Origin of the sequence: Kribbella sp. (genome assembly GCF_035655035.1) — a bacterium.
In the GTDB taxonomy this organism is placed as follows: domain Bacteria; phylum Actinomycetota; class Actinomycetes; order Propionibacteriales; family Kribbellaceae; genus Kribbella.
This window is the reverse complement of record NZ_DASRVN010000670.1, coordinates 19,785-42,247: the sequence shown is the minus strand read 5'-3', so window position 1 is coordinate 42,247 and position 22,463 is coordinate 19,785. Positions and strand designations below refer to the sequence as shown.

General features: G+C 68.9%; 20 protein-coding genes. 7 read left to right on the top strand and 13 right to left on the bottom strand.

The window, feature by feature from the left end; all coding sequences use genetic code 11:
• The first annotated feature begins 137 nt into the window (after positions 1-137).
• Positions 138-323 carry a UTRA domain-containing protein gene (locus tag VFF46_RS35180; protein WP_325041577.1) on the top strand — a complete coding sequence of 62 codons (186 nt, stop codon included), beginning with the start codon at positions 138-140 and terminating at the stop codon, positions 321-323.
• A gap of 122 nt (positions 324-445) precedes the next feature.
• On the opposite strand, the gene VFF46_RS35175 is transcribed toward VFF46_RS35180, so the two are convergent.
• From VFF46_RS35175 to VFF46_RS35145, 7 genes are read right to left on the bottom strand one after another with little or no spacing between them, the layout of a single operon-like run.
• Entirely contained in the window at positions 446-1,558 is a 1,113-nt protein-coding gene (locus VFF46_RS35175) for a cobalamin-independent methionine synthase II family protein (RefSeq protein ID WP_325041575.1), read from the bottom strand.
• Positions 1,559-1,615: 57 nt separating this feature from the next.
• A complete protein-coding gene (locus tag VFF46_RS35170) occupies positions 1,616-3,739 on the bottom strand; it encodes an acetate--CoA ligase family protein (RefSeq protein ID WP_325041574.1) in 2,124 nt (707 codons plus the stop codon).
• On the bottom strand, positions 3,727-4,557 hold the full coding sequence (locus VFF46_RS35165) for a CoA-transferase subunit beta (RefSeq protein WP_325041573.1): 831 nt from the start codon (positions 4,555-4,557) through the stop codon (positions 3,727-3,729). Before VFF46_RS35165 ends, VFF46_RS35170 begins: the two co-directional genes overlap by 13 nt.
• Entirely contained in the window at positions 4,554-5,474 is a 921-nt protein-coding gene (locus tag VFF46_RS35160) for a CoA transferase subunit A (protein ID WP_325041572.1), read from the bottom strand. The genes VFF46_RS35165 and VFF46_RS35160 overlap by 4 nt, the downstream gene beginning before the upstream one ends.
• A 9-nt stretch (positions 5,475-5,483) precedes the next feature.
• Positions 5,484-6,257: a glucose 1-dehydrogenase gene (locus VFF46_RS35155; protein ID WP_325041571.1), complete on the bottom strand. Its 774-nt coding sequence runs from the start codon at positions 6,255-6,257 to the stop codon at positions 5,484-5,486.
• Positions 6,258-6,281: 24 nt separating this feature from the next.
• A complete protein-coding gene (locus tag VFF46_RS35150) occupies positions 6,282-7,022 on the bottom strand; it encodes an SDR family NAD(P)-dependent oxidoreductase (protein WP_325041570.1) in 741 nt (246 codons plus the stop codon).
• 3 nt (positions 7,023-7,025) lie between these two features.
• Complete coding sequence (locus tag VFF46_RS35145; protein WP_325041569.1) at positions 7,026-8,384, bottom strand: FAD-dependent oxidoreductase; 1,359 nt, start codon at positions 8,382-8,384, stop codon at positions 7,026-7,028.
• Positions 8,385-8,558: 174 nt separating this feature from the next.
• Here VFF46_RS35145 and VFF46_RS35140 point away from each other — a divergent pair, with 174 nt between their 5' ends.
• Genes VFF46_RS35140 through VFF46_RS35120 form a run of 5 tightly spaced genes read left to right on the top strand, consistent with a single transcriptional unit; the run spans position 8,559 to position 14,072 of the window.
• Positions 8,559-9,338, top strand: coding sequence for a phosphosulfolactate synthase (locus tag VFF46_RS35140; RefSeq protein WP_325041568.1), 780 nt, complete (start codon positions 8,559-8,561; stop codon positions 9,336-9,338).
• Positions 9,335-10,234 carry a DUF7714 family protein gene (locus VFF46_RS35135; protein ID WP_422653755.1) on the top strand — a complete coding sequence of 300 codons (900 nt, stop codon included), beginning with the start codon at positions 9,335-9,337 and terminating at the stop codon, positions 10,232-10,234. Before VFF46_RS35140 ends, VFF46_RS35135 begins: the two co-directional genes overlap by 4 nt.
• Entirely contained in the window at positions 10,235-11,593 is a 1,359-nt protein-coding gene (locus VFF46_RS35130) for an adenylosuccinate lyase family protein (protein WP_325041566.1), read from the top strand. It abuts the gene before it with no gap.
• Entirely contained in the window at positions 11,593-12,561 is a 969-nt protein-coding gene (locus tag VFF46_RS35125) for a 1-aminocyclopropane-1-carboxylate deaminase/D-cysteine desulfhydrase (RefSeq protein WP_325041565.1), read from the top strand. The genes VFF46_RS35130 and VFF46_RS35125 overlap by 1 nt, the downstream gene beginning before the upstream one ends.
• Positions 12,558-14,072: an argininosuccinate lyase gene (locus VFF46_RS35120; protein WP_325041564.1), complete on the top strand. Its 1,515-nt coding sequence runs from the start codon at positions 12,558-12,560 to the stop codon at positions 14,070-14,072. Before VFF46_RS35125 ends, VFF46_RS35120 begins: the two co-directional genes overlap by 4 nt.
• A 10-nt stretch (positions 14,073-14,082) precedes the next feature.
• On the opposite strand, the gene VFF46_RS35115 is transcribed toward VFF46_RS35120, so the two are convergent.
• Positions 14,083-15,642 (bottom strand): NAD(P)/FAD-dependent oxidoreductase, encoded by a 1,560-nt coding sequence (locus VFF46_RS35115; protein ID WP_325041563.1) that lies wholly within the window; start codon positions 15,640-15,642, stop codon positions 14,083-14,085.
• A gap of 201 nt (positions 15,643-15,843) precedes the next feature.
• Here VFF46_RS35115 and VFF46_RS35110 point away from each other — a divergent pair, with 201 nt between their 5' ends.
• On the top strand, positions 15,844-17,259 hold the full coding sequence (locus tag VFF46_RS35110) for an aldehyde dehydrogenase family protein (RefSeq protein ID WP_325041562.1): 1,416 nt from the start codon (positions 15,844-15,846) through the stop codon (positions 17,257-17,259).
• A gap of 48 nt (positions 17,260-17,307) precedes the next feature.
• Here the strand turns inward: VFF46_RS35110 and VFF46_RS35105 are convergent, their stop codons facing one another.
• The 5 genes from VFF46_RS35105 to VFF46_RS35085 form a co-directional block, all read right to left on the bottom strand.
• Complete coding sequence (locus tag VFF46_RS35105; protein WP_325041561.1) at positions 17,308-19,002, bottom strand: PucR family transcriptional regulator; 1,695 nt, start codon at positions 19,000-19,002, stop codon at positions 17,308-17,310.
• Positions 18,999-19,616, bottom strand: coding sequence for an MEDS domain-containing protein (locus tag VFF46_RS35100; RefSeq protein ID WP_325041560.1), 618 nt, complete (start codon positions 19,614-19,616; stop codon positions 18,999-19,001). The genes VFF46_RS35105 and VFF46_RS35100 overlap by 4 nt, the downstream gene beginning before the upstream one ends.
• 370 nt (positions 19,617-19,986) lie before the next feature.
• The gene (locus VFF46_RS35095; RefSeq protein ID WP_325041559.1) at positions 19,987-20,124 is read right to left on the bottom strand and encodes a hypothetical protein; all 138 of its coding nucleotides are present in this window, start codon (positions 20,122-20,124) and stop codon (positions 19,987-19,989) included.
• A gap of 81 nt (positions 20,125-20,205) precedes the next feature.
• Positions 20,206-20,889, bottom strand: coding sequence for an SDR family NAD(P)-dependent oxidoreductase (locus VFF46_RS35090; protein ID WP_325041558.1), 684 nt, complete (start codon positions 20,887-20,889; stop codon positions 20,206-20,208).
• 213 nt (positions 20,890-21,102) lie between these two features.
• Positions 21,103-22,449, bottom strand: coding sequence for a sugar ABC transporter substrate-binding protein (locus VFF46_RS35085; protein WP_325041557.1), 1,347 nt, complete (start codon positions 22,447-22,449; stop codon positions 21,103-21,105).
• Positions 22,450-22,463 lie beyond the last annotated feature (14 nt).

Below are 22,463 nucleotides of genomic sequence, written 5' to 3'. Positions count from 1 at the left end.
CTGGTCCAGGATCGACGTGTCGTACCACGGGTAGGCGTGGTCGGTCGACGCGTTCAGCAGTGGATCGCGGGCGCAGTACCAACCGGTCTGGCACTCGATGTTCTCCTTGGGATTGATCCAGGTCGACGGTCAACGAACTGGTCGCCGATGCACTCGGCCTCGAGGTCGGCACGCCGGTCGTCGGGTTGCTCCGGCTGCGCCTGCTGGACGGCGAGCCGGCGAGGCTGGAACGCGGCGCCTTCATCGAGCGGCTCGGCCGGCTGCTGTTCACGGACGTCAACGCCCGCACCACCCGCTCTCCGCTGGTCCAGACGGCCAGTTAGCGGCCCGGTGCGGTTGGAAGGACAGTGCGAGTCGGGAGCACTGTGCGAGGCCCGTCGGACGGCGGCTGCTCGCCTGGCCCATCCGATCGGGCGACGCTGTCGAACCAGCCTTTCGGCGACGCCTACTTGGCGGTGCCGCTGAGTTCCTCGCGGACCAGGGCGGCGCCGTCGGCCAGCGCCCGGAGCTTGCCCGCGGCAATCATCCGGGGAAGGTTGATGAGGCCGCAGTCGGTGGACAGGCCGACCCGCTCGGCGGGGACGAACTCGAGGACCGAGCGGATCCGGTCGGCGACCTCGTCCGCGGTCTCGGTCACGGTGCTCTTGACGTCCACCACACCGGCGACGAACGCCTTCGACCAGTCGTTGTCGGCCAGCGGCTTCAGGTCATCCGGCCCGGTCCGGCCGACCTCGTAGTTCAGCGCGTCGATGTTGGCGTCGAGCACCTTGGGGAAGATGGCCTGTGCGCGTTCGGGGGCCGGCGCCGAGGAGGGGCGGTGGTCGAGTACCCAGGCGCCGAACTCGCGCTCCTCCTCGTCCGGGAAGTACCCCGGAGTGCCGGAGTAGTTGCCCCAGCACGTGTGCACCCAGAACTGACAGCCCGCCCCCTCCATCGCGGTGTTGAGGACCTCGACCTCCCAGTCGCCCATCCCGTACGGCCAGACGAACTCGTCCACCTGGATGATGTCGCAACCGTTGTCCGCGAGCTCCTTGAAGTCCTCGTTGAAGGTCTTCGCGATGGCCAGGGCGAGTTCCTTGGTCTCCTTGTAGTACTGGTTGTTCGTCGCCGCGGCGAGCACCTGGATGCCGGTGTAGGAGATCTTCACCGGCTTCTTCGTCGCCTTCCGGACGGCGCGCAGAGTGGCCAGATGGAACGGGTGTTCCCGGCGAACCTCACCAGTGCACGTCGGGGCGTACAGCGTTGAGTAGATCGGCAGGCCGATCGGCGGACCGGAGAGTTTGTAGCCCGACATCCGCTCGACGTAGTGGTAGAGGATCTGTCCGTACGGCGAGTCGCCGCCGTACACCTTGCCGTCGCTGATCACGTCGATCCCGGCGGCCTCCTGGTCGTGCACGATGGCGCCGATCGCGTCCTCGAGGGCCTCGCGACTGATGGCGTCGTACACGAACTCGCCCTTGGGGTACACGGCGTACGCCTGGCCGTCGTACCAGCGTGGGTTCGGGTAGTTGCCCACCATCGTGGTGGGGAGCAGCACGTCCTGTGTTCCGACTAGCATTGTGGCCCCTTTCGCCGCAGGCCCGACTGGGTCGGGTCGGTGTGGTCAGCCCGAACGCTACGACCGGCGCGACCACATTTCTCCGGCGTGACGGGGCGAATCCGGAGGGCGTTCCTCGTCCTGGCCGGGCGGATTCTCGGCCAGGATCCGCCAGTCCACGGCCACGCAGCCGTCCGGACCGGCCAGCACCGGGTTCAGCTCCAGCTCGGCGATCTCCGGGGCGGCGACCAGCAAGTCGCCGACTGCACACAGCACGTCCACCAACTCGTCCAGATCGATCGGTACGGCGCCGCGAGCTCCGGTCAGCACGGGGTACGCCCGCAGGCGGGCCAGGAGCTCGCGCGCCTCGTCGCGGCCGAGCGGAGCGAGGCCCATCGCGATGTCGTCCAGGACCTCGACGAAGACGCCGCCCAGGCCGGCCAGCACGACCGGTCCGAACTGCGCGTCGCGGAGACCACCGACGATGACCTCGGTTCCGGCGAGTTGCTGCTGGACGAGAACCTCCGCGCCAGGCTTGAGAGCCAGCAGGTCGGTGGCCGCCGCCTGAACGGCCGCTCGGTCGTGGAGGCCGAGCCGTACGCCGCCGGACTCGGTCTTGTGGACGAGTTCCGGATGGACGACCTTGACCACAACCGGATAGCCGAGACCGTCGGCGGCCGTGGCGGCCTCCACTGCACTGCTGCAGGTCTTCCCGGTGGCGGTCCGGATCCCGACGGCTTCCAGAAGCGCGGCAGTATCGAGCCGATCGGACGAGAGCCGCCCAGAAGACCTCGGCGGGGCCGCAACTGGCCGCGCCTGGTGGCGAGCCTCGCCGTACCGGGCGGCATGCCCCAAGGCTCGGGCGGTGCGTTCCGGCCAGTCGAAACAGGGAATGCCGGCCTCCTGCAGCAGGTCGGCGTTCGGCCGCGAAGCGCGCGGGGCAACCCAGCACACGTACACCGGCACCGGCACGCCGTCGGCCCGCAGCCGCGCGGCCGCCGTACGGAGGCCCAGCGCCACCTGCTCGTCCGCGGCCGAACGCTGCAGCAACAACGGCACCACCGCGTCGACCTCGCCAGAGCGAGCGAGCCGATCTGTCAGCAGCGGGTAAAGTTCGGCGAACCGGCTCCACACGGGTGTCAGGTCCACGGGGTTGCGCGGACTCCCAAGCGGCGGCAGCAGCAGCCGCAGCTCGTCTTGCAACTCGGCCGACAGTTCGGGTACGTCGAGCCCTTCATCGGACAGCAGATCCGCCAACTCGACTCCAGTACCACCGGAGTTCGTGATGATCGCGACGCGGCGACCCGACGGCGGCGGCTGCAGGTCCAGCGCCCGCGCGACGTCCAGCATCTCCAATCCCGAGCGGGCCAGAAGCACACCGGCTTGCTCGAAGGCCGCCCGCCAAACGCGCTCACTGCCGGCGAGTCCAGCCGTGTGCGACCACGCTGCCCGGACCCCGGCCACCGAACGTCCCGTCTTGGCCACGATCACCGGCTTGTCCGGCGTGATCCGGCGGGCCGCTTCGAAGAATGCCCGCCCGTCGGGCAGCGACTCGAAGAAGAAGCACAACGTGCGACTTGCCGGGTCGTCGCCCAGATAGGTCAGCACCTCGGCGTCGCTGAGGTCGGCTTTGTTGCCGGCGGCATAGATCTTGGCGAACCGGAGCCGCTCGTCGATCCCGAGCGAATGGATGGCCATCCCGTACGCCCCGGATTGAGTCACCAGGCTGATCCCTCCCCCACCCACCGGAGCCCCGCCGGCCATCGACGCATTCAGCGGCAGATCGCAGTTCTGCACGCCGAAGCAGTTCGGCCCGACGATCCGTACCCCGCTCGCAGCCGCGGCCGCCATCAGCTCGTAGTGACGACGCAGCCCGTCCGTGCCCGCCTCGGCGAAGCCGCCACTGATGACGATGGCCGCCGAAACCCCCTTCACCCCTGCATCGCGAATGACCGCGGGGACAGCGGCTGCAGGTACGACGATCACGGCCAGGTCCACGTCGCCCTCGACCGCAACCAGCGACGGGTAGGCCTTGTGCCCGGCAACGGTCTCGGCCGAGCGCGTCACCGGAACGACCTCGCCGGGGAAGCTCGACAGGTTCCGCCAGAACAGCGCGCCGAGCCGACCGGGCCGGTCGGACGCTCCGACCAGCGCGATCCGTCGCGGCTCGAACACCGCGGTGAGGCCGTTCAGCAGAGGCATCCCGCACCCTCGCCGTGCGTGAAGGTACGACGGAGCTCCGGCTCCGCGAACTCGGAACGCCGCACACCAAGCGGATCGATCCCCCGCAGCGCGGCGATCTCGGCAGCGCTCGGCTGCGGGACAGGCCGCAGGTCCGCGGCGACCTGGAGGTCGAATCCTGTCGCGGCGCGCACGTCTTCGACCGTGACGTCCGGGAACAGCTGCCGAAGCCGCGCTCGTCCGTCCTCGTCGTAGTCGAAGACACCCAACTCGGTCACCAGCCACTCCGGACCGCCGCCGGTGTAGCCGAGATCGGCACGGCTGCCGGCCGGCGTACGGTGCCCCATGTCCGTGACGAAGTCGCAGCGTTCGACCAGCGCTCGCCCGGATCTGTGCCGGGTCGTCCACAGCGTCAGGTGACCGATCGTCGCGGCCAGGTTGCAGCCACCGCCCCCACCGCCGAGCTTGACCTTCGGCCGGTCGAGCGGACCGATGGCAGTCACGTTGGTGTTGCCGTAGGCATCTATCTGCCCGCCGGACAGGAACATCCGGTCCACGTCGCCCCGCAACGCCGCGTCGAAGAACTCCTCGAAGCGCATCCGGTACGACTCGCCCCGCTGCAGGCTGAGGTCGTTGCCGGTCGGCGGAATGAACGGCGGATCCGGGTTGACGGCGTACGTCGCTCCCTCGACCAGCAGCATGTCCCGGGCCGAGGTCTTCCGGGCCACGTGCATGGCGGCCTGCGCGCAAGGGCTTCCGAACCCGTGGAAGACGACCTCGCGGTCGCGGATGGTCCGGGCCAGCGCGACGACGAACCACTCGTCGATCGAGAAGCTCATGAGAACAGGTCCTTCCACGCCTGGGTCGACTCGGACCAGCCGCTGATCGCGGCCAGCCGTTCGTCCCCGATCAGCTTGCGGTACGCGTCCTCGGTCGGCGTACCGGTGACGTAGCGATCAAGGTGCGCGAGCAGCTCGGTGCCCCCTGCGGTCGCCGCGCTGACGTAGGACGCGAGGTGTGGCCGGTCGTAGGCGTAGTCCGGGTAGCAGGAGGTCGGGTGAGCGCCGTACGGGACCTCGGCAACGGCGCTGACCAGATGCCCGGCGATCGTGATGCCTGCCGCGAACACCTCCTCGGTCGAGACGACCCGTTCCACCGTCGCGATGACCTCGTGGGAGGCGGCGGCGAATCGTTCGTCGAGCACGTAGGGCTGATCCAGGTGAAGGTTGCCGTGCCGGTCGCCGAAGGGTGCGTGGATCAGGGCGACGTCCGGCCGCAGTGGTGGTACGACGACCAGCGTCTCGCCGGTGAACGGACAGGTGACCTCGCCGTACTCCGGATGCAACCGTCTGATGTCCGAGCCCTTGACCCCGCGGACCGGGATGAACGGCAGACCGAACTCGGCCGCCCGCAGTTGGGCGAGAATCGTGCCGCAGCAACTCTCGCGCACCTCGATCGTGCCTGCCTGCGCAGCCCGCCGGTAGGCCGGAGCCAGACCGAGGTCCTGCTCGAAGCCGACGTAGCTCTCCTCGCAGATCGCGATCGATCCCGCGGCCACCAGCAGATCCACGTCGATGCCGTGCGCCGAACCGACGACGTGCAGGCCGCGCCGGCCCTGGCGAATCAGCTCGCGGACCAGAGCCATCGGCAGCCGGGCCGACAAACCGCCACCGAGCGCGATCAGCGCCCCGTCGGTCACGACCTCGGCGGCCCGGTCGAGCTCGACCAGCTTGTCGACTGCGATATGGAAGCTCATGGCCATCTCCTACTGGGCCGTCATGCCGCCGTCGGCGGTGACGATCGAACCGGTCAGGAACGAGGCGTCGTCGGAGGCGAGGAACAGCGCCACGTGCGCGATCTCCGCCGGCGTACCGAGCCTGCCGATCGGATACTTCACCACCGTCTTGGCCAGCCCCGCGTCGAGGTCGCCGTCGCCGCGGGCTCGCAGCATCGGCTCCATCAGCGGAGTGAAGATCGTCCCCGGGCAGATCGCGTTCACCCGGATCCGGCGGCCGGCCAGATCGATCGCCATCGACCTCGTGAGCGCGACGACCGCGCCTTTGGCAGCGCAGTACGCGGCGAAGTTCGGTACGGCGACCAGCCCGGCAACCGAACCCTGGTTGACGATCGCGCCGCCCTCCCCCTGTTCCAGGTAAGGAACCGCGGCTCGCGAACACAGGAAGGTGCCTTTGGCATTGACCGCGAAACACCGGTCCCAGTCGTTCTCGGTCGCGTCGGCCACCGAGCCGGCGCTGTTCACTCCCGCGTTGTTGTACAGCACATCGAGACGGCCGAGGTCCCGTGCGGCCCGAGCGACCGCCGATTCCACGTCCGCGGCCAGCGCGACGTTGGCAGCCAAGGCGAGCGCGGTTCCGCCCTCGGCCTCGATCTTCCCGACGGTCTCCTCGGCCGCCGAGCCGTCCAGGTCGAGCACCGCCACCGCTGCGCCCTCGGCGGCGAACAACTCCGCGGCGGCCCGCCCGATCCCCGAGCCGGCGCCGGTGATCATCGCCACCTTGCCGTCCAGTCGTCCGGTCATTTCACCACGTCCTTTCAGTGTCTTTCACTGGGCGGTCCAGCCGCCGTCGAGGACCAGCGCATGGCCGGTCAGGTACACCAGACGATCGGAAGCCAGCAGCGCGACGGCCTCCGCCACCTCCTCGGGCTGCGCCACCCGGCCGAGCGGGATCCTCGCCTCGACCTGGGCCCGCAGCTCCGGCTGGTCGAGTCGCCACCTGGTCATCGGCGTCTCGACCATGCCCGGGCAGACCGCGTTGGCGCGGATGCCCGCGGCCGCGTAGTCGACGGCCAGCGACTTGGTGAACATCACCGCCGCGCCCTTCGATGCCGTGTACGCGCACCGCCCGGGAAAGGCCACCAGCCCGGCGACCGAAGCCACCGTGATGACCTGTCCGTTGCCCTGAGCAAGCATGGTCGGCAGAACCGCTCGAGTGCAGAGGAACGGCCCGCGGGCGTTCACCGCTTGGACCCGGTCCCACTCGTCGATCGGCGTCTCGTGGCAGACCGTCGCGGCGGCCGAGCCGGAGATGCCCGCGTTGTTCACCAGTACGTCGATCCGGCCGTAGGTCTCCACGACCCGGCCGACCGCCCGCTCGACGTCGTCCGGATCGGTCACGTCGGCCCGCACCGTGAGTTCGGCCTCGCCGGTCGTGTCGGCGTTCAGGTCGAGTGCGGCGACCAGGAACCCGTCGGCCGCGAGCCGCGCGACTGTCGCACGCCCGATTCCCGACGTGCCGCCGGTGACGATCGCGACCCGCGCCGGGCCCGGCTGCTCGGTGATCATGGTTCAGGCCGGGATCGCTGCGGGCCGTGCCGCGGCGGCTTGGGCGGCGAGCAGGATCGGTTCGTAGACGGGCGCGTACGGCGGCGCGTAGGACAGGTCCGCCGCGAGCAGATCCCGGACCGTGAAGCCGGCCTGGAGTGCGACGGCCACGACATCGATCCGTTTGGACACGCCATCTCCCGGGCCGACGATCTGCGCGCCGAGCAGCCGCCCGCCGGCCTCGTGCACCAGCCGGACACTCACGTCTTCGGTGCCCGGGTAGTACTTCGCGCGGGATCGGCCGAGTGCATCGGTGGCGAGCGCCGGCAGCCCCTCGGCCTCGGCCTCCGCCAGGGTCAGACCGGTCCTGGTGACCGCGAGATCGAACACCTTGACCACTGCGGTCCCGACGACGCCGGCGAAGCGCGCCTCGCCACCCGCGGCGACCGTGCCGGCGACCCGCCCGGTCTTGTTGGCCGCAGGTCCCAGCGGCACGAACGCGGGCCGCCCGAGGACACGGTGGTACGGCGCGATGCAGTCACCAGCTGCCAGCACGTCCGGAAGCGACGTACACATCCGGTCGTCCACCAGCACGGCGCCGTTCGTGCTGGTCATGGCGCCCGCGGCAGCGGCAAGATCTCCGGTCGGTCGAACTCCGGCCGCGACCACCACGATGTCGACGGCGACCGGGACTCCGTCGACCGATGCCTCCAGCCCGTCATCGGTACTGCGGATCCCTTCGACACGAGCACCGAGCTTGAGATCCACCGCATGCCGCCGTACCTCCTGCTCCACCAGCGCGGCGATCGGCGGATCGAGGTTCAGCATCACGCGCGGCAGCGCTTCGGCCAGCGTGACGACCACACCGCGCTCGACCAGCGCCTCCGCCAGCTCCAGGCCGATGTAGCCGGCGCCGATGACGAGCGCCCGGCCGACATGACCCGCGTCCAGCAGACTGCGCAGACTGATCGCGTCCTCGAGGGTCCGAACGGTGAACACGTGGTCGTTGTCGATGCCGGGAATCGGAGGCAGCGACGGCCTGCCACCCGCGGCAACGATCAGGCGGTGGTACCCGAGGCGGTGCTCGTGGCCGTCCTGGCGGTACTGGATCAGATGCCGCTCTGGATCGACGCGCGTCGCCCTGGCCCGCAGACGCAGGTCGATGCGGCGCTGTTCCTGGAAGAACGACGGCGGATACGACACCAGCGAGTCGGCCCGGGCCACCACACCGCTCAGGAAGTAGGGCAGGCCGCAGAGTCCGTACGCCGAATGACTGCCGCCCTCGAGCACCACGATCTCGAGGTCCGGGTCGACTCGGCGGGCGGCCGACGCGGCGGACATCCCGGCCGCACCGCCGCCGACTACTACCAGTCGTTGGCTCATCGCACACCTCCCTGCTTGGCCTGACTGGCTCGAACGCTAGGTACCGGCGAGCTGTCCGCCCCATGGCCCAGTGGGGCGAAGGATCCGACCGACTTCGTCCGGCCGGGACACAGACGACGCCGATGCCGCGACATAGCTTCGAGCCCACAGCGAACAACTGGACGGATGGGAGGTATGGCCGTGTGGGATCGTCCGGACTTCCTCGAACTGCCCGAGCGTGATCGCAAACCGCGCAGCCGCGGGCTCAGTCATGTCCTCGACAAGGGCATCACCACCGCCGCACTCGAGGCCCTCCTCGATCAGGCGGCCGACTTCGTCGACGTACTCAAGATCGGCTGGGGCATCGCGTACGTCGACCCGACCATCAAGCAACGGGCAGCGTTGTGCACGGCGGCCGGAGTGACCCTGTCGCTCGGCGGGACGTTCCTCGAGGTCTGCGAGGCGCAGGGCCGGGTCGACGAGCTCCGCCGCTGGGCGGCCGGCGTCGGGATCCATGCGATCGAGGTCTCGGACGGGCTGCAAGCGATCACGCCGGCCCGCAAGGCCGAGCTGATCCGGTCGCTGTCCGCTGACTTCGTCGTGTTCGCGGAGACCGGAGCCAAAGACGGCCACGCGCCTGTCGTCACCGAGCAGTGGCTGTCCGAGATGGCGACCGACCTCGAGGCCGGGGCCGCCTGGGTGATCTCCGAAGGCCGCGAGAGTGGCACGGTCGGGATGTACCACGACGACGGCAGCGTGCGCGTCGAGCTCGTCGACGCCATCGCCGCGCGGCTCCCGGTGGACCGGGTCATCTTCGAAGCACCACGCAAGGCGCAGCAAAGCTGGCTGATCCATCACCTCGGGCCCGACGTGAATCTGGGCAACATACCGCTCGACGAAGTGCTGCCATTGGAGACCCTCCGTCTCGGCCTGCGTGCCGACACGGCGGTGGTGCGTGCGGCGGCACTGCCGTGATTCCGGAGCCCGCGCCGAACACCATTACGAGGCCGTACCGGGGACTGTCGGTGCAGGAGGTCGACGTACCGCTCACCGAACTCGAACTGGTGCCGTACCTGCTCGGCCGAGAGGTCTATCGCCGTACCGACTTTCTCGTCCTGCGCAACCGGGCCGAGACCGCGGTGGTCGCCGTACGCAAGGCGTCGACCGATCCCCTCTTCTCCCCGGTCGTCGAGGCCCGGGTGCTGGCCGGGCCGGAGCAGGTGGTCTCCCTCCACGCGCCGGAGACCGATGTCGGCAACGCCACCGCTCTGGCCCGGACGGCGCTTGCGCACCGGCGGGACGGAGCTCGTGCGTACGTGGTGCAGGGGCGCTTCGAACACATCAACTTCATCTGGGAACCAACGCCGGTGCGGATCCGGGTCACCGAGGTGGTGCCGCCGGAGCCGCCGAAGCTGTTCGCGATGGCCGAGCAGGTGATCGCGTTCGACGAGGATCTGCCGCCGATCGAGCTCGTCCTCGATGCGGTCGACATCCGCGCCCTCGCCGCGGCCAACCCGGCGTCGCAGTACCTGCTGCCTTGCCGTGGGTCCGGCGTCGACCTGGGCGGCGACGTCACGTTCCTGGACACGCGTCCGGCCGAGCGGCAGGACTGGCTGATGATCGGGTGCGAGCGGTCGCTACAGTTCCACCGGCACTTCTACGGCGACGAGCCACCACGCGCGGATATCTGCCCGCGCCGGCGAGCCGCGGAGGACGAGCTGACGCTGGCCAAGTGTTGTCTGCTCGAACGCGGGCTCGAGGTCGACGGCCGGACCGCCGTCGTCCCGTGGGGTTCCAACCTTGACGAGGTCCGGGTGGCGCTCCGCAGTTTGACCGGCGTCGGCCGATTCGACGCGGTGGCGGTGACCTAGATGAGCGCGCACCTTGTCGACTCCGTCGTGTACGGCCACCTCTGGAGTACGCCGGAACTGCACCGGCTGCTGGACGACGAGGGGCGGACGCAGGCCTGGCTGGGCATCCTGGCCGCCTTGGCAGAGGCGCAGGCGGAGCTCGGCCTGGTCCCGGCCGACGCCGCGCGGTCGATCCGGAAGTACGCCGACGTGGGGCTGCTGGACCTCGCCCAGGTCGCGGAGCAGACCCGGGCGACGGGTCATTCCACCCTCGGGCTGATTCGTTGCCTCCAGCAAATTCTCCCGGACGATGCGCGGGAGTGGGTGTACTACGGCGCGACGGTGCAGGACCTGTCGGACACCTGGACCGCGCTGGTGATGCGGCAGGTCGCCGACGTACTGGATCGCGACCTGGCGCGAGCGGAGACGGCGGCGCTCGACCTCGCCCGGAGGCATCGCGACACTGTCATGTGCGGACGCACCCATGGTCAACCTGGGCTGCCGATCACCTTCGGGTTCAAGGCAGCGGTCTGGGCGGCGGAGCTGCGTCGCCACCGGCACCGGATCGCCGAGGGTCGCGCGCGGCGCGAACTCGTTCAGCTTGGCGGCGCCCTGGGAACCATGGAGTTCTGGGGCGTCCAGGCGCTGCCGCTCCTGGACAGGTTCGCAGCACGGCTGGGACTCGGCGTGCCGGACATCCCGTGGATCACTGCCCGGGACGCAATTGCCGAGTTCGCGAGCCTGCTCGCCCTGGTCACGGCGACGTTGGGCAAGATCGGCCAGGAGATCTATGAGCTTCAGCGTCCGGAGCTCGGCGAGCTCGGCGAGCCGTTCGCGCCCGGCCAGGTCGGCAGCATCACCATGCCGCACAAGCGCAATCCCGAACTGTCCGAGCACCTGGTCACCTTGGCCCGTCTGGTCCGCGCCGATTCGAGCGTGGCGGTCGAGAGTATGGTCCACGAGCACGAACGGGACGGTCGGTCGTGGAAGGCCGAATGGATCGTGCTGCCCGAGGCGTGTCTACTCACCGGAGCCGCTCTCGCCTTCGGGTGCCGACTGCTCGAGGGGCTGGAGGTCGACGCTGAGCGGATGCTCGCGAACCTTCACGCTCAAGGCGGCTACATACTGTCCGAACCGGTCATGCACGCACTCGCCGACAGTATCGGCAAGCACAGGGCACACAAACTGGTGTACGAAGCCACGTTGGCCGGCCTGGATCGTGGCGTCGATCTGCGGACCGCGCTGCTCGCGGAGCCAAGAATCACCGCGCAGCTCAGGCCCGAACAGATCGACCGATGCCTCGACGTACATGCCGCACTCGGGGCTGCACCTGTTTTCGTGGACCGAGTGGTCGCCTCCAGCGCAGGCGAGATCTTCTGATGGGCCGTCTCCGGTCGTTGCCCCGGGTGCCGTTGGTGCTCGGATCGACGCCGCTCGTGCCCGCACCACGGCTCTCGGCAGAGCTCGGCGTCGAGGTGTGGTTCAAGCGGGACGACCTGACCGGACAGGGACTCGGAGGAAACAAGGTCCGCGGCCTCGAGTACTTGCTCGGTGACGCCATCGCCCAGGGCTGTGACTCCTTCGTCACCGGCGCCGGACCTCAGTCGAACTGGGCGATGCTCGCGGCGCTCGCCGCCCGCCGCTGCGGGCTGTCGCCGTACCTGGTCTTCTACGGCCAACCGGTCCATGCCTCCGGCAACCTCTTGCTGAGCACCCTGACCGGGGCCGAGATCCGCTATACGGGCGAACTCGATCGCGCCTCCGTTGACGGCGCGATCGACAAGCTCGGTGCGGCCCTGATCGCGGACGGCCACCGGCCCTACGTCGTACCGCGTGGAGGTGCGACACCACTCGGGTGCGCCGGCTACGTCCGAGCGAGCCTGGAACTGGCCGGCCAGCTGATGGCGGCCGACCTCGGTCCGACCCGGTTGTGGCTGGCGACGGGCTCGTGCGGAACCCAGGCCGGTCTCGTCGCCGGATCACGGTGGTTGCAGACGTCGTACGACGTTGTCGGAGTGAGCGTGAGCCGTCCAGTTGCGGAATGTGCCGACCGCATCACCGCCCTCGCCCGCGGAGTCGCGGACCTGCTCGAGCTGCCGCACGCCGACCAGGTGACCGTGCTCGACGGATACCTGGGACCGGGCTACGGGCTGCCTTCGCCGGCCGGTGACGCCGCGACCAGATTGGTCGCCCGCACCGAAGGCGTGTTCCTCGACCCGGTCTTCGGCGCGAAGGCGATGGCTGCTTTGGTGGATGCGGCCAGGTCGGCCAGCATCGAAGGGCCCGTGGTGTTTCTGGTCAGCGGCGGGGCGCCGACGCTCTTCGCCGGCGCGAAGGCGCCGCTGTGAAGCGCCCTGTCCCGGAGGGATACCTGGGAGCGGAGGCGCGCATCACCAGCGGTCCGGCGCCGGAGCTGATCGAGGCCGGTTATGCACTCGAGACCGCAGATGCGCCGCTTCTCCACCATGGCCTCGCCCTGGCCGATCTGGCCCACGTGCTCGAACTCCACGAGACCGCGGTCATTCCGACGGCTGAGGCGCGCGTCCTGCTCGGCGCAGTGCTCGACCTGCTGGAGATCCCGGCCGAGGAGTTCCCGTACGACGCTCGCTACGGCGATGCGTACAACAGTCGCGAGCGGGAACTGGACCGCCGGATCGGCAGTGTCGCCGGTTGGCTGCACACGGGCCGGACTCGACGCGAAGCCGGACGGATAGCGTTCCGCCTCGGGCTCCGCGACCGCATCCTCGACCTCCACCAAGCGGTCAGCCTCTTTGCCGACGCGATTGCCCAACAGGCCTTGGAGCATGCGGACACGCTGTGGGCGGACACGACGTACCTCCAGCCCGCCCAGCCATCCACCTTCGGCCACTATCTCGGTAGCTTCGGTGAGGAGGCCGTCCGTCAGCTCGGCAGGCTTGAACAGGCCTACCAGTGGGCGGACCGCTCCCCCGCGGGTGCGGGCGGGGTCGGCGGCAGCCGGGTGCCGATGGATCGTTCCCGCCTCGCCGAACGCCTCGGGTTCGGGGCCGTGGGAGCCCACACCCGCGACATCATGTGGGCCGTCGACGGGCTCGCGGACGCCGTGGTCGCCGCCAGCCAGGCCGCGACCACGGTCGATCGGCTGGCCGAAGACCTGGAGATCTTCGCCAGCCCCGGCTTCGGCTACGTCACCTTGGACGCCTCCCTGTGCCGGGCCTCGGTGCTGATGCCGCAGAAACGCAACCCCTACGCGCTGGCCGTCATTCGCGCCGGGGCCGGCACCCTCGTCGGCCGGGCGACGGGCCTGCTTGTCACCCAGCGCACCCCTTCGGCGCGCACCGACAACTGGCTGCACGCGTACGGCGAAGTTGCGGCCGCGCTCGACCTGTCCCGCCGGATCGTCGCCCTGGGCGCCGAGGTGGCCCGGACCTTGATCGTGGACCGCGACGCTTTGACGTCCGCGGCCGGAACGCACTTCACCTTCGCCGCCGACCTTGCCGAAGAACTCGTCCTCCGCGCGGGTCTCGACTACCGGTCGGCGTACAGAGTCGTCGGCCGCGCGGTGGCGACCGCGATCGACGCCGGTCGCACGACCGTCACCTCGACCGATCTCGCCGACGCGGCAACCGGCGTACTCGGTCACCCGGTGTCGCTCGAGCCGGACTCTCTCGACGCCGCTCTCGACCCCGCTCTCATCGTTGCCGGCCGGACCGCGCCGGGTGGCAGCGGACCGGCCCAGGTGCGCGAGCACGCCGACACCCTCGTCACCAGGGCCGACGCAGCGGCGCGGTGGCGCGACATCCAGCGCCACCGCACCTCACAGTCCGTCCAAGATCTGATCAGCGAGGCTCGACGAGTGGTGGTCGCCGAGCCGCGCTGAGGTACGCGGCTCAGAGATCGACGAGGTCCTTCTTGCCGGCCCGCAGCCGCGAGAGCTGGATGAAGTGGTCGGGGTTCAGGAACAACTCGTTCATGTCACCCATCTCGTCGATCGTGATCCCCTTCCGGAGCAGGTGGTCGAGGTACTGGAATGCGTCCTTGGCGCCGAAGCCGACGTGATGCGCGCCGAGCAGCCGCCGGGACCGGCCGTCGTACACGCACTTCTGCATGCCGGTGAGCTCCGGCCGGGTGAACGCGTACAGCATCGAACCCTCGGCGCACGGCAGCGCGAGCTCGTCGTCGCGCAGGCCCTTCGGCGGCATCTGGATCACCACGACGTCGTCGTACTGCTCCCGTGCCTCGGCCTCGGTCAGCCCGACCCAGGTCACCTCGTACGTCGTGTGCAGGAAGTCCGGGTACTCCGAGAAGTCGAACTCGTAGGGCTCGCCCATGATATTGCGCGCCGCCGTCATCCCGCACTTGCGCGCCTTGAACATCTCCATCGGCGCGCCGATCAGATCGCCGATCGCGTACACGCCGGGCACCGAGGTCTGCATCCGGCGGTCGACCGTGATGAAGCCGCGGTCGTCGACGTCGACTCCGAGCGCGTCGACGTACGGCCTGGTGTCGGGACGCTCACCGGTGCCGATGAAGACGAAGTCCGTGTCGAGCGTGCGCTCGCTGCCGTCGGCGAGCCGGACCCGGACGCCGGTGACCTTGCCGTTGCCGACCACCTCCAGCGGCTCGGCGCCCTCGAGCAGCTCCATCCCGCGCTTGCGCATCCCGTCCAGCACATACGTCCGCACGTCCTCGTCGACGTGGTGCAGGCTCGCCGTCCGCATCAACGGACTGCGCGACACGATCGTGGTCTGGCACCCGGCCGCCTGGAAGAACGAGCCGTACTCGAGGGCGATCTTCGAGCCGCCGATGATGACGCAGCGCGAAGGCTCGTAGTCGAGCTCCTCGATCAGCGTGGCGAAGTCGAAGACTCCCGGCTTGTCGATGCCGGGGACCTCCGGGACATAGGTGCTCGCGCCCGTACCCAGGACGAGATTGCTTGCGGTGAAGCGCCGGCCGGCGACCTCCACCGTGTGCGCGTCGATCACGGTTGCCGGAGCGTTGAGGATGTACTCCATCCCCAGCTGCTCCTTGCTCTGCCAGTTCATGAATGCGTGCGGGTTGTTGCGGCCGGCCTTGAACAGCTCGACCAACTCCCGGATCGACGCCCGCTTCTCGTCGAACTCGCCGAACCACAGCGTTCCCGAGTTCCACCGCATGTAGTCCATCTCCCGGGCGGCCTCGGAGAACAGGTGGTGCGGCACGCACGCCTGGTGCGGGCAGGACCCGCCGAGGAACGGCCACTTGTCGATCACCAACTGGCGGCCGCCGCGGGCCTGCAGGTAGGCGGAGCCGAACCGTCCACCGGCACCCCCGCCGACGAAGATCGCGTCGTACGGCGTGGGGTCGTCGCGGTCGACATTCTCCAGCGGCTCGGTGATCTCGCCGGTCTCGGCCCGGTGGATCAGCCGTTCCCATTCGCCCATCGTCAGCACTGTGTCGCGCAGGTCCATCACGTCCTCCTCGCAAGCTGGTTTCGTCGCAAGCTTGCGAGACCCCGGCCCGCGGCCGGTATGTCCCCGCAAGCCGAACTACCGCCCACCTCCCGCCCTCCCGGGACAGCGCCGCCCGCCGTCCCGGCCGGACGACGTCCGCGGCCGGATTCGTCCTCGCATGCCGAGTCGCTCGTGCTCGTCCGCGGGCATGGTGGGGCCATGACAGACACGGCGAAATCTGAGGCGATCCAGCACGAGGTCGGGCAGGTCGTGGCCCGCGCCCAGGCGGCGCAGGCGGCGATCGCGGATTACACCCAGGAACGGGTCGACGAGTTGTGCACGGCGGTCGCCTGGGCCGTCGCCCGCCCGGACCGGGCCGAGTCCCTGGCCAAGCTCGCCGTCGACGAGGGCGGCTTCGGCAACTACGCGGACAAGGTCACCAAGATCAACAAGCGCGTCCTTGGAGTACTCGCCGACATGCGCGACCTGCGGACGGTGGGCGTGGTCGAGCAGGACCCCGCGCGTGGCCTGGTCAAGATCGCCAAGCCCGTCGGCGTGGTCGCCTCTTTGATCCCGACCACTGGCCCTGACGCGACGCCACCGGTCAAGGCCCTACTGGCCTTGAAGGGACGCAACGCGATCGTCGTCGCGCCGCATCCGCGCACGACCGAGACGACCGCGGCCGTGGTCGAGTACATGCGTGAGGCGTGCGAACAGGTCGGTGCCCCGCCGGACCTCGTCCAGATGCTGCCCGCTCCATCGATCGCCAAGACCCAGGAGCTGATGCGGCGCGCGGACCTGATCGTCGCGACCGGCGGTGCCGCCATGGTGAAGGCCGCCTACAGCTCGGGCACCCCGGCGTACGGCGTCGGCGTCGGGAACGCGGTACATGTCGTGGACGAGACCGCGGATCTGGCCGCCGCCGCGGCGGACATCACGATGGCCAAGACCTTCGACCACGCCACGAGCTGCCTCGCCGACAACGCGCTCGTCATCGAGGACAGCGTGTACGACGACCTGCTCGCGCGACTCGTCGATGCCGGCGGCTATCTGTGCAGCGCCGACGAGAAGGCCGCCCTGCAGCAGTGCATGTGGCCGGACCGCGGGCACATTCCCGCGGTCGATGTGATCGCCAAGCCCGCCCCGCGGATCGCCGAGCTGGCCGGCTTCACCATCCCGGCCGACCGGACGTTCCTGATCGTCGAGGAGGACGGCACCGGCCCTGAGCATCCGTTCTCCGGCGAGAAGTTGTCGGTGGTCCTCGCGGCGTACCGGTACGGCGGCGGCATCCAGGCCGCCGTGGACCTGGTCAACGCGATCACCGGTTACCAAGGCCTCGGGCACACCTGTGGAATCCACACCGCGCGCGACGAGCACGTCGAAGCGCTTGCCGATGGCACCAGAACGGCACGGGTGCTGGTCAACCAGAACCTCAACGAAGGCGCCGGCAGCCCCCGCAACGGCCTGCCGTTCACCCTCAGCCTGAGCTGCGGCACCTGGGGCGGGAACATCACCACCGAGAACGTCAACGCCCGCCATTTCGTCAACCTGACCTGGGTCTCCCGGCCGATCACCCCGCACCCGGTCGGCGAAGACGAGCTCTTCGCCGCCCACTGGGAGCGTTACGGCCGCTGACTTTCCGGCTGTTGACTTTTCCAGCTGCTGAATCTCCGGGCGCCGGCTTCAGGCCCGCAGGCTGCGCAAGGTCTGCCAGGATCGGGTGGCCAGCTGGAGATTGAAGCTGGTGCCCGGGTTGGTCAGGTCGTGTCCGGAGATCTCCCGGATCCGTTGCAGCCGGTACTTGAGCGTACTGCGATGCACCGACAGCGCAGCCGCGGTCGCGTCGTAGTTGCCGCCGCACTCCAGGTACCGGCACAACGTGTCCACCAGCTCCGACCGCTTGCGCGCGTCGTACTCGAGAAGCTTGCCCAGCCACTGGTTGACGAAGCGTTCGATGGTGGCCGGATCCTCCACCTCGCACAGGATGCGGAAAACGCCCAGGTCCTCGTAGCAGGTGGCCCGGTCGGCCCCGCCGGCGCTGCGCTGCATCTTCAGCGTGAGCTGGGCCTCGCGGTACGAGCGTGGGAAGTCGCGGGGCTGCTCGCACCAACCGCCGACGCCGACCCGGCACCGGCCGCCGCCCAACTCGGTCAGTATCGCCGCCCGGAACTTCTCCCACGGCACGTCCGCGTCCGAGAGCACGACCACCGCGCCGCTGCGGGCCACCAGCAACGACCCGACGTGCGTCTCGCGGGCCGCGCGCCGTACCGCGTGGAAGAACGTGTCGGCGTGCTGGGTGCGGCCGCGACCTTCCACCACGACCACTCGATGCCGCCGTTCCAGGTCGTACCCCAAGGCCTGTGCCCGGCCGAGCGCACTCTCCTCGTCCGTACCGGCCAGCAACTCCTCGACCAGGTCCCGGCGGACGCGCAGCTCGGCCTCGGCCAGGCTGCGGAGCCGGGCGAGCTCCATGGCCAGGACGGTCGCGCCGTGCTCGATCGCGATCTGCTCCTGATCCCCCGCGGCGCCGGCAGGATCCACCAACGCCAGCACGCCGAGCACGTCGGGGCCCGGACTGGCGATCGCCACCAGCCGGCCGCCTTCCCGCACCGGCCCACGTTCGCGGAGCGCGCGCCGCAGCATCTGTTCACGGCGGGCGCGCGGATCTTTCGGGTACGGCTCCGGCCGGTTCGGTCCGGCCCAGGCACGGAGGTTCCCGTACCGGTCCTCGACCGCGACCGGAAAACCGGTGAGCTCGTGCACCGCCCGGGCGATCCCTTCCTGTCCCTCTCCGGCCATCGCGACGCGGGTGAATCGATCGTGGATCTGGGTGGTCTGTTCGAGGGCCCGGACCGTCGCGGCAAGTGCCGTGTTCGCGCCCCGGAGCTCCTCGGCGGTGGCCCGCTCCTTCGTGTGCAGCCGCGCGTTGGCCAGCGCCACACCGGTCTGCTGCGCGAGCACCCGGCAGAGGAACTGGGTATGAGCCGACGGCTCGACCGCGGCCGCCGTGACGAAGAAGCCGACATGGCCCGCCACACCTCGCATCGGCAACGCCCACGCCCAGTTCTCTCCAGGGACCTCGACCGCACCACCGTTGCGGCCCAACGCGCCGAGCTGCCGCTCCAGCTCGGCCCGCATCGTCGGTCCGGCGATCGCCCTGGTGGCGGCCGCCCACCCCCGATCGGCGATGTACACGCCGACCAACCGGCAACAACCGAACGACGGCACCGACGAGCCCGCCAGCTGGACGATCTTGTCCTCGTCGCCGCTCTCGGTCATGAGCATCGAGAGCATCAGCAGACCCTGCAGGTTGGACAGCTGGTCACGAAGCCCGGCATCCACGCCCGCGGCGGCAACGGACACGACCGGCACGGTCATGACCGGGTCGCCAGGAACTCGTCCGGCTCGAGGTAATACGGGTTGTCGAGCACCATCCCGCCGAGAAGGACCTTCGGGTGCGTCTTCAGCACGTCGACCAGCACCTCGCCGCTGAACTGGTCGAGCTCGTACAGACACAAGATCACCTGCGGATAGCGCGGCAGGAACCGGTTCAGCCGTGCCTCGTATCCGACCAGCTCCTCGACGCCGGGCATCTGCCGCAACGCCCACGTCATCTCGCCCACCGCGCGGGTGAAACCGAACCCGGCGGCGCTCGCCCCACCGACCGACCGGTTCCAGAACTCCAGCATGCCCTCGGTCGAGAACGACCCGTCCCGCAGATAGGTCTCGTCCGAGCGCTGCATCTCGAGCTGGTGGCGCCCGAGACACGGGCCGACGTCAATATCCGCTCCGAGCTCGGCAAGGATTTGCTCGGGATCGGACGCGTCCACCACACAGACGCATTTGTCGCCGGCCTTCAGGCCTTCCCGGAGATACGGCATCAAGATCTCGTCCCGGTCGGCCAGGCTCGGGTAGAACGCGCAGATGTGGTCTCCGGGAGCGATCTGGACACCAGGAACGCCGAGCGCCACGGAACTGGGCATCATCGGCATCGCCGCCTCTCTGATTCTCAGCAGCATAGGGCGCCTCGCGACACGTTCCTAGACCTCACGGGACGAAACGCCCGCTCCAATTCGCCCCATCAGGACGCCCCCCGGCCATGCGGCGGGCCACGGCGGCTCGACCACCAGCAAGTACCAAGCGCAGTCGACTACGTCTACTACGCCGAGAACCGCGCTCTCACCCGGGCGCAGCTGGACACCCAGGTAGCGACGTACCGCCAAGCAGGCAAGACCTTCTTCGACAACGTCGGCGACGCCGCCTGATCGACGCAGTCGGCAACGCCGGCTGAAGGTGTGCGTCGAGGCGCCCGGCTGAGCTGTGGTGCCTCGGCTCAGTGTTGGTTACGAGGCTGATCCGTTGCTACGGCCGCCGCCGGAGCGCGGCGCGTCCAGCATCCACGGTGACGTTGTTGACGTTGTTGACGACGTGGTCACCCCAGGAACTGGACCCGTCGGTGCCGAGATACGCCTGGTCGCTCGGCCAGCCGACTGCGATCACCGAGCCACACCGCGCACGAAAAGGGCCGGCCGACACGCGGGATGCCCGCGGCGCCGAACTGGCATTGCTCGTGAGCCGTGGTCAGTAGGTTGCCCGCCCGCCGCTGATGTCGTACACCGCGCCGGTGGAGAAGGTCAGCTTGTCCGAGGCCAGCCAGGCGATGAGCTCGGCGACCTCGTCGGGGTGGCCGAGGCGCTTCATCGGGATGAGGCTGGTGATGTGGGCGAGCGCTTCTGGCCCGGTCGCAGCGTTCATCGGCGTTTCGATCACTGCGGGAGCGATCACATTCACCAGGACGCCGCTGGTAGCCAGCTCCTTACCGAGCGACTTGGACAGCGCGATGACGGCCGCCTTCGACGCCGAGTACGGCGACATATTGGGGTTGCCGTCCTTGCCTGCCATGCTGGCGATGTTGACGATGCGTCCCCAGCCACGCCCCCGCATGCTTGGGACGAAGGCCTGGCAGGTGTTGAAGGTGCCGCGGACATTGACGGCGAAGGTCCGCTCCCAGTCGTCGAGCGGAATCTCCCAGAGCGGCAGGGCCGGACCGACGATGCCGGCGCAGTTGACGAGGATGTCCACCGGTCCGACCTGTGCGACGGCGGCGCGCACCCCGTCGGGGTCGGTGACGTCCACCTGGAGGTCGGCGCCGTCGGCCACGTCGAGGGTCACGACTGTGACCCCATCCTCGGCCAACCGGGCGGCAGCCGCGGCACCGATGCCGCTCATGCCACCGGTGACGACGGCGGAACGGGCAACGTTCATGACGATCCTTCCATGTTCAACGTGATGCTCGGGACGCCCGGTCGCAGCCTCCGCCGTCAGGGGCGTTCAGGCCGGCGCTGACCTGCTGCATTGACGACGTGGAACTGATCCTGGCCGCGGCCGGTGAAGCGCGCTCATCCCCGAAACCAGCCGGCGCAACACCGGAATTGCGACCCGGGACATTCGTCCATCACCTCCCACTGCCTGGACGCCCTATTTCTGCGCAAGTAGCGTCTTCACCTTCTCCTGCATGGTGGCAAAGATGCCATTGTCCGCCTTGTTCGTGAAATAGGCTTCGAACTGCGGAACGACGTAGTTCGTAATGGCCGAGCCGTTGTTGTAGACCGGGCTCGGGAACAGTTCGTGGTTCTTCACGTAGTCTGCGAAGACGGACAGGTCGTGGCCCTTCGCCGCCTCGCTCTTTATCAGCGCGGCACTGGCTGCGCCGATGGATGGCAGAAAGGACGAGTTGTACGTCGATGCCTTGGTCTGACACGCCAGGCTCTCCTGGTAGGACATCCACTTCCAGGTTTGCTCAGGATACTTGGTGCCGGCCCACATATTGTTCCCGTTCGAGTTCGCCATCAGCCGACGGACACCGTCCGAGCCGGCCGGCATCGGAGCGATTCCGACCTTGACTCCCGGCAGGGACAGGAACGTGTTGACCTCCCACGTGCCGCCGAGGTACATAGTGACAGCGCCGGACGCGAGCTGCTGGGCTGCGGCTGTCGAGAATTGGTTGAGCTGCGGCGAATACCCGTCGTTGGTCAGCGACCGGATGAGCTGGACCGACTGCGCTACCTGCGGGGCAGCGTAGCCGAACTCGGTAGCCCAGTTGCTCTTGTTCGGAATGTTGATGTTGTCGGCTGCCAAGAGCATCCCCCACGCGTTCTGCCCGATGGGGTTGCCCGTCGTCTCCAGGTTGCCGATCCCGTAGCGGGCGAGCTTGCCGGGATCGAAGCCGGGCTCGTCTCCGCGAGTCCCGTTCTTGTCGACGGTGACGTGCTTGATCATGTGCCACAGGGACCCGCCATCCTGCGGATTCCAGCTGAGCCTGTCGACGTCGGCGGGTGTGTAACCTGCCTTGGCGAGAAGACCCTTGTTGTAGTAGAGAACGGTCGTGGCCCAGTCCATCGGGAGCGCGTACCGCTTGCCGTCGGTGTACTCCCAGGCGCTCGCACCGATCGAGTACTGCCCCAGGTTGAAGTGGTCGTCACCGATGAACTTGTCCAGTGGCATCAACTGGTGCTGGCTCACGTACGGCTGGAGGTAGTCCACTGCATTCATGAAGGCGTCGGGAGCATCCCCGGCGACGAACCCTGCGGTCAACTTCGTGAAGTAGTCACTGACACCGTACTGGGAGACATGGACCGTGATCCCGGGATTTGCCTTCTCGAAATCGGGAATACACTGCTGGTAGGCGACCGCCTGGTTGGGGTCCCACGTCCACCAGTTGACGGTCACCGCTCCCGATTGACCGCCACTGCCGCTCGAGCATCCCATCGCGGCAGCGAGCATCGCCACCGTGGCGACAATCAGTCCGGTTCTCGTGATTTTCATAGAAACTCGCCTCC

What these genes read in the sequence shown, in the direction of transcription:
- VFF46_RS35155 (WP_325041571.1), bottom strand. Translation starts at nt 6,257, where the DNA reads ATGACCGGACGACTGGACGGCAAGGTGGCGATGATCACCGGCGCCGGC.
- VFF46_RS35125 (WP_325041565.1), top strand. Translation starts at nt 11,593, where the DNA reads ATGGGCCGTCTCCGGTCGTTGCCCCGGGTGCCGTTGGTGCTCGGATCG.
- VFF46_RS35115 (WP_325041563.1), bottom strand. Translation starts at nt 15,642, where the DNA reads ATGGACCTGCGCGACACAGTGCTGACGATGGGCGAATGGGAACGGCTG.
- VFF46_RS35105 (WP_325041561.1), bottom strand. Translation starts at nt 19,002, where the DNA reads ATGACCGTGCCGGTCGTGTCCGTTGCCGCCGCGGGCGTGGATGCCGGG.
- VFF46_RS35085 (WP_325041557.1), bottom strand. Translation starts at nt 22,449, where the DNA reads ATGAAAATCACGAGAACCGGACTGATTGTCGCCACGGTGGCGATGCTC.
- VFF46_RS35110 (WP_325041562.1), top strand. Translation starts at nt 15,844, where the DNA reads ATGACAGACACGGCGAAATCTGAGGCGATCCAGCACGAGGTCGGGCAG.
- VFF46_RS35100 (WP_325041560.1), bottom strand. Translation starts at nt 19,616, where the DNA reads ATGCCGATGATGCCCAGTTCCGTGGCGCTCGGCGTTCCTGGTGTCCAG.
- VFF46_RS35140 (WP_325041568.1), top strand. Translation starts at nt 8,559, where the DNA reads ATGGCCGTGTGGGATCGTCCGGACTTCCTCGAACTGCCCGAGCGTGAT.
- VFF46_RS35130 (WP_325041566.1), top strand. Translation starts at nt 10,235, where the DNA reads ATGAGCGCGCACCTTGTCGACTCCGTCGTGTACGGCCACCTCTGGAGT.
- VFF46_RS35145 (WP_325041569.1), bottom strand. Translation starts at nt 8,384, where the DNA reads ATGAGCCAACGACTGGTAGTAGTCGGCGGCGGTGCGGCCGGGATGTCC.
- VFF46_RS35170 (WP_325041574.1), bottom strand. Translation starts at nt 3,739, where the DNA reads ATGCCTCTGCTGAACGGCCTCACCGCGGTGTTCGAGCCGCGACGGATC.
- VFF46_RS35165 (WP_325041573.1), bottom strand. Translation starts at nt 4,557, where the DNA reads ATGAGCTTCTCGATCGACGAGTGGTTCGTCGTCGCGCTGGCCCGGACC.
- VFF46_RS35150 (WP_325041570.1), bottom strand. Translation starts at nt 7,022, where the DNA reads ATGATCACCGAGCAGCCGGGCCCGGCGCGGGTCGCGATCGTCACCGGC.
- VFF46_RS35175 (WP_325041575.1), bottom strand. Translation starts at nt 1,558, where the DNA reads ATGCTAGTCGGAACACAGGACGTGCTGCTCCCCACCACGATGGTGGGC.
- VFF46_RS35160 (WP_325041572.1), bottom strand. Translation starts at nt 5,474, where the DNA reads ATGAGCTTCCATATCGCAGTCGACAAGCTGGTCGAGCTCGACCGGGCC.
- VFF46_RS35090 (WP_325041558.1), bottom strand. Translation starts at nt 20,889, where the DNA reads ATGAACGTTGCCCGTTCCGCCGTCGTCACCGGTGGCATGAGCGGCATC.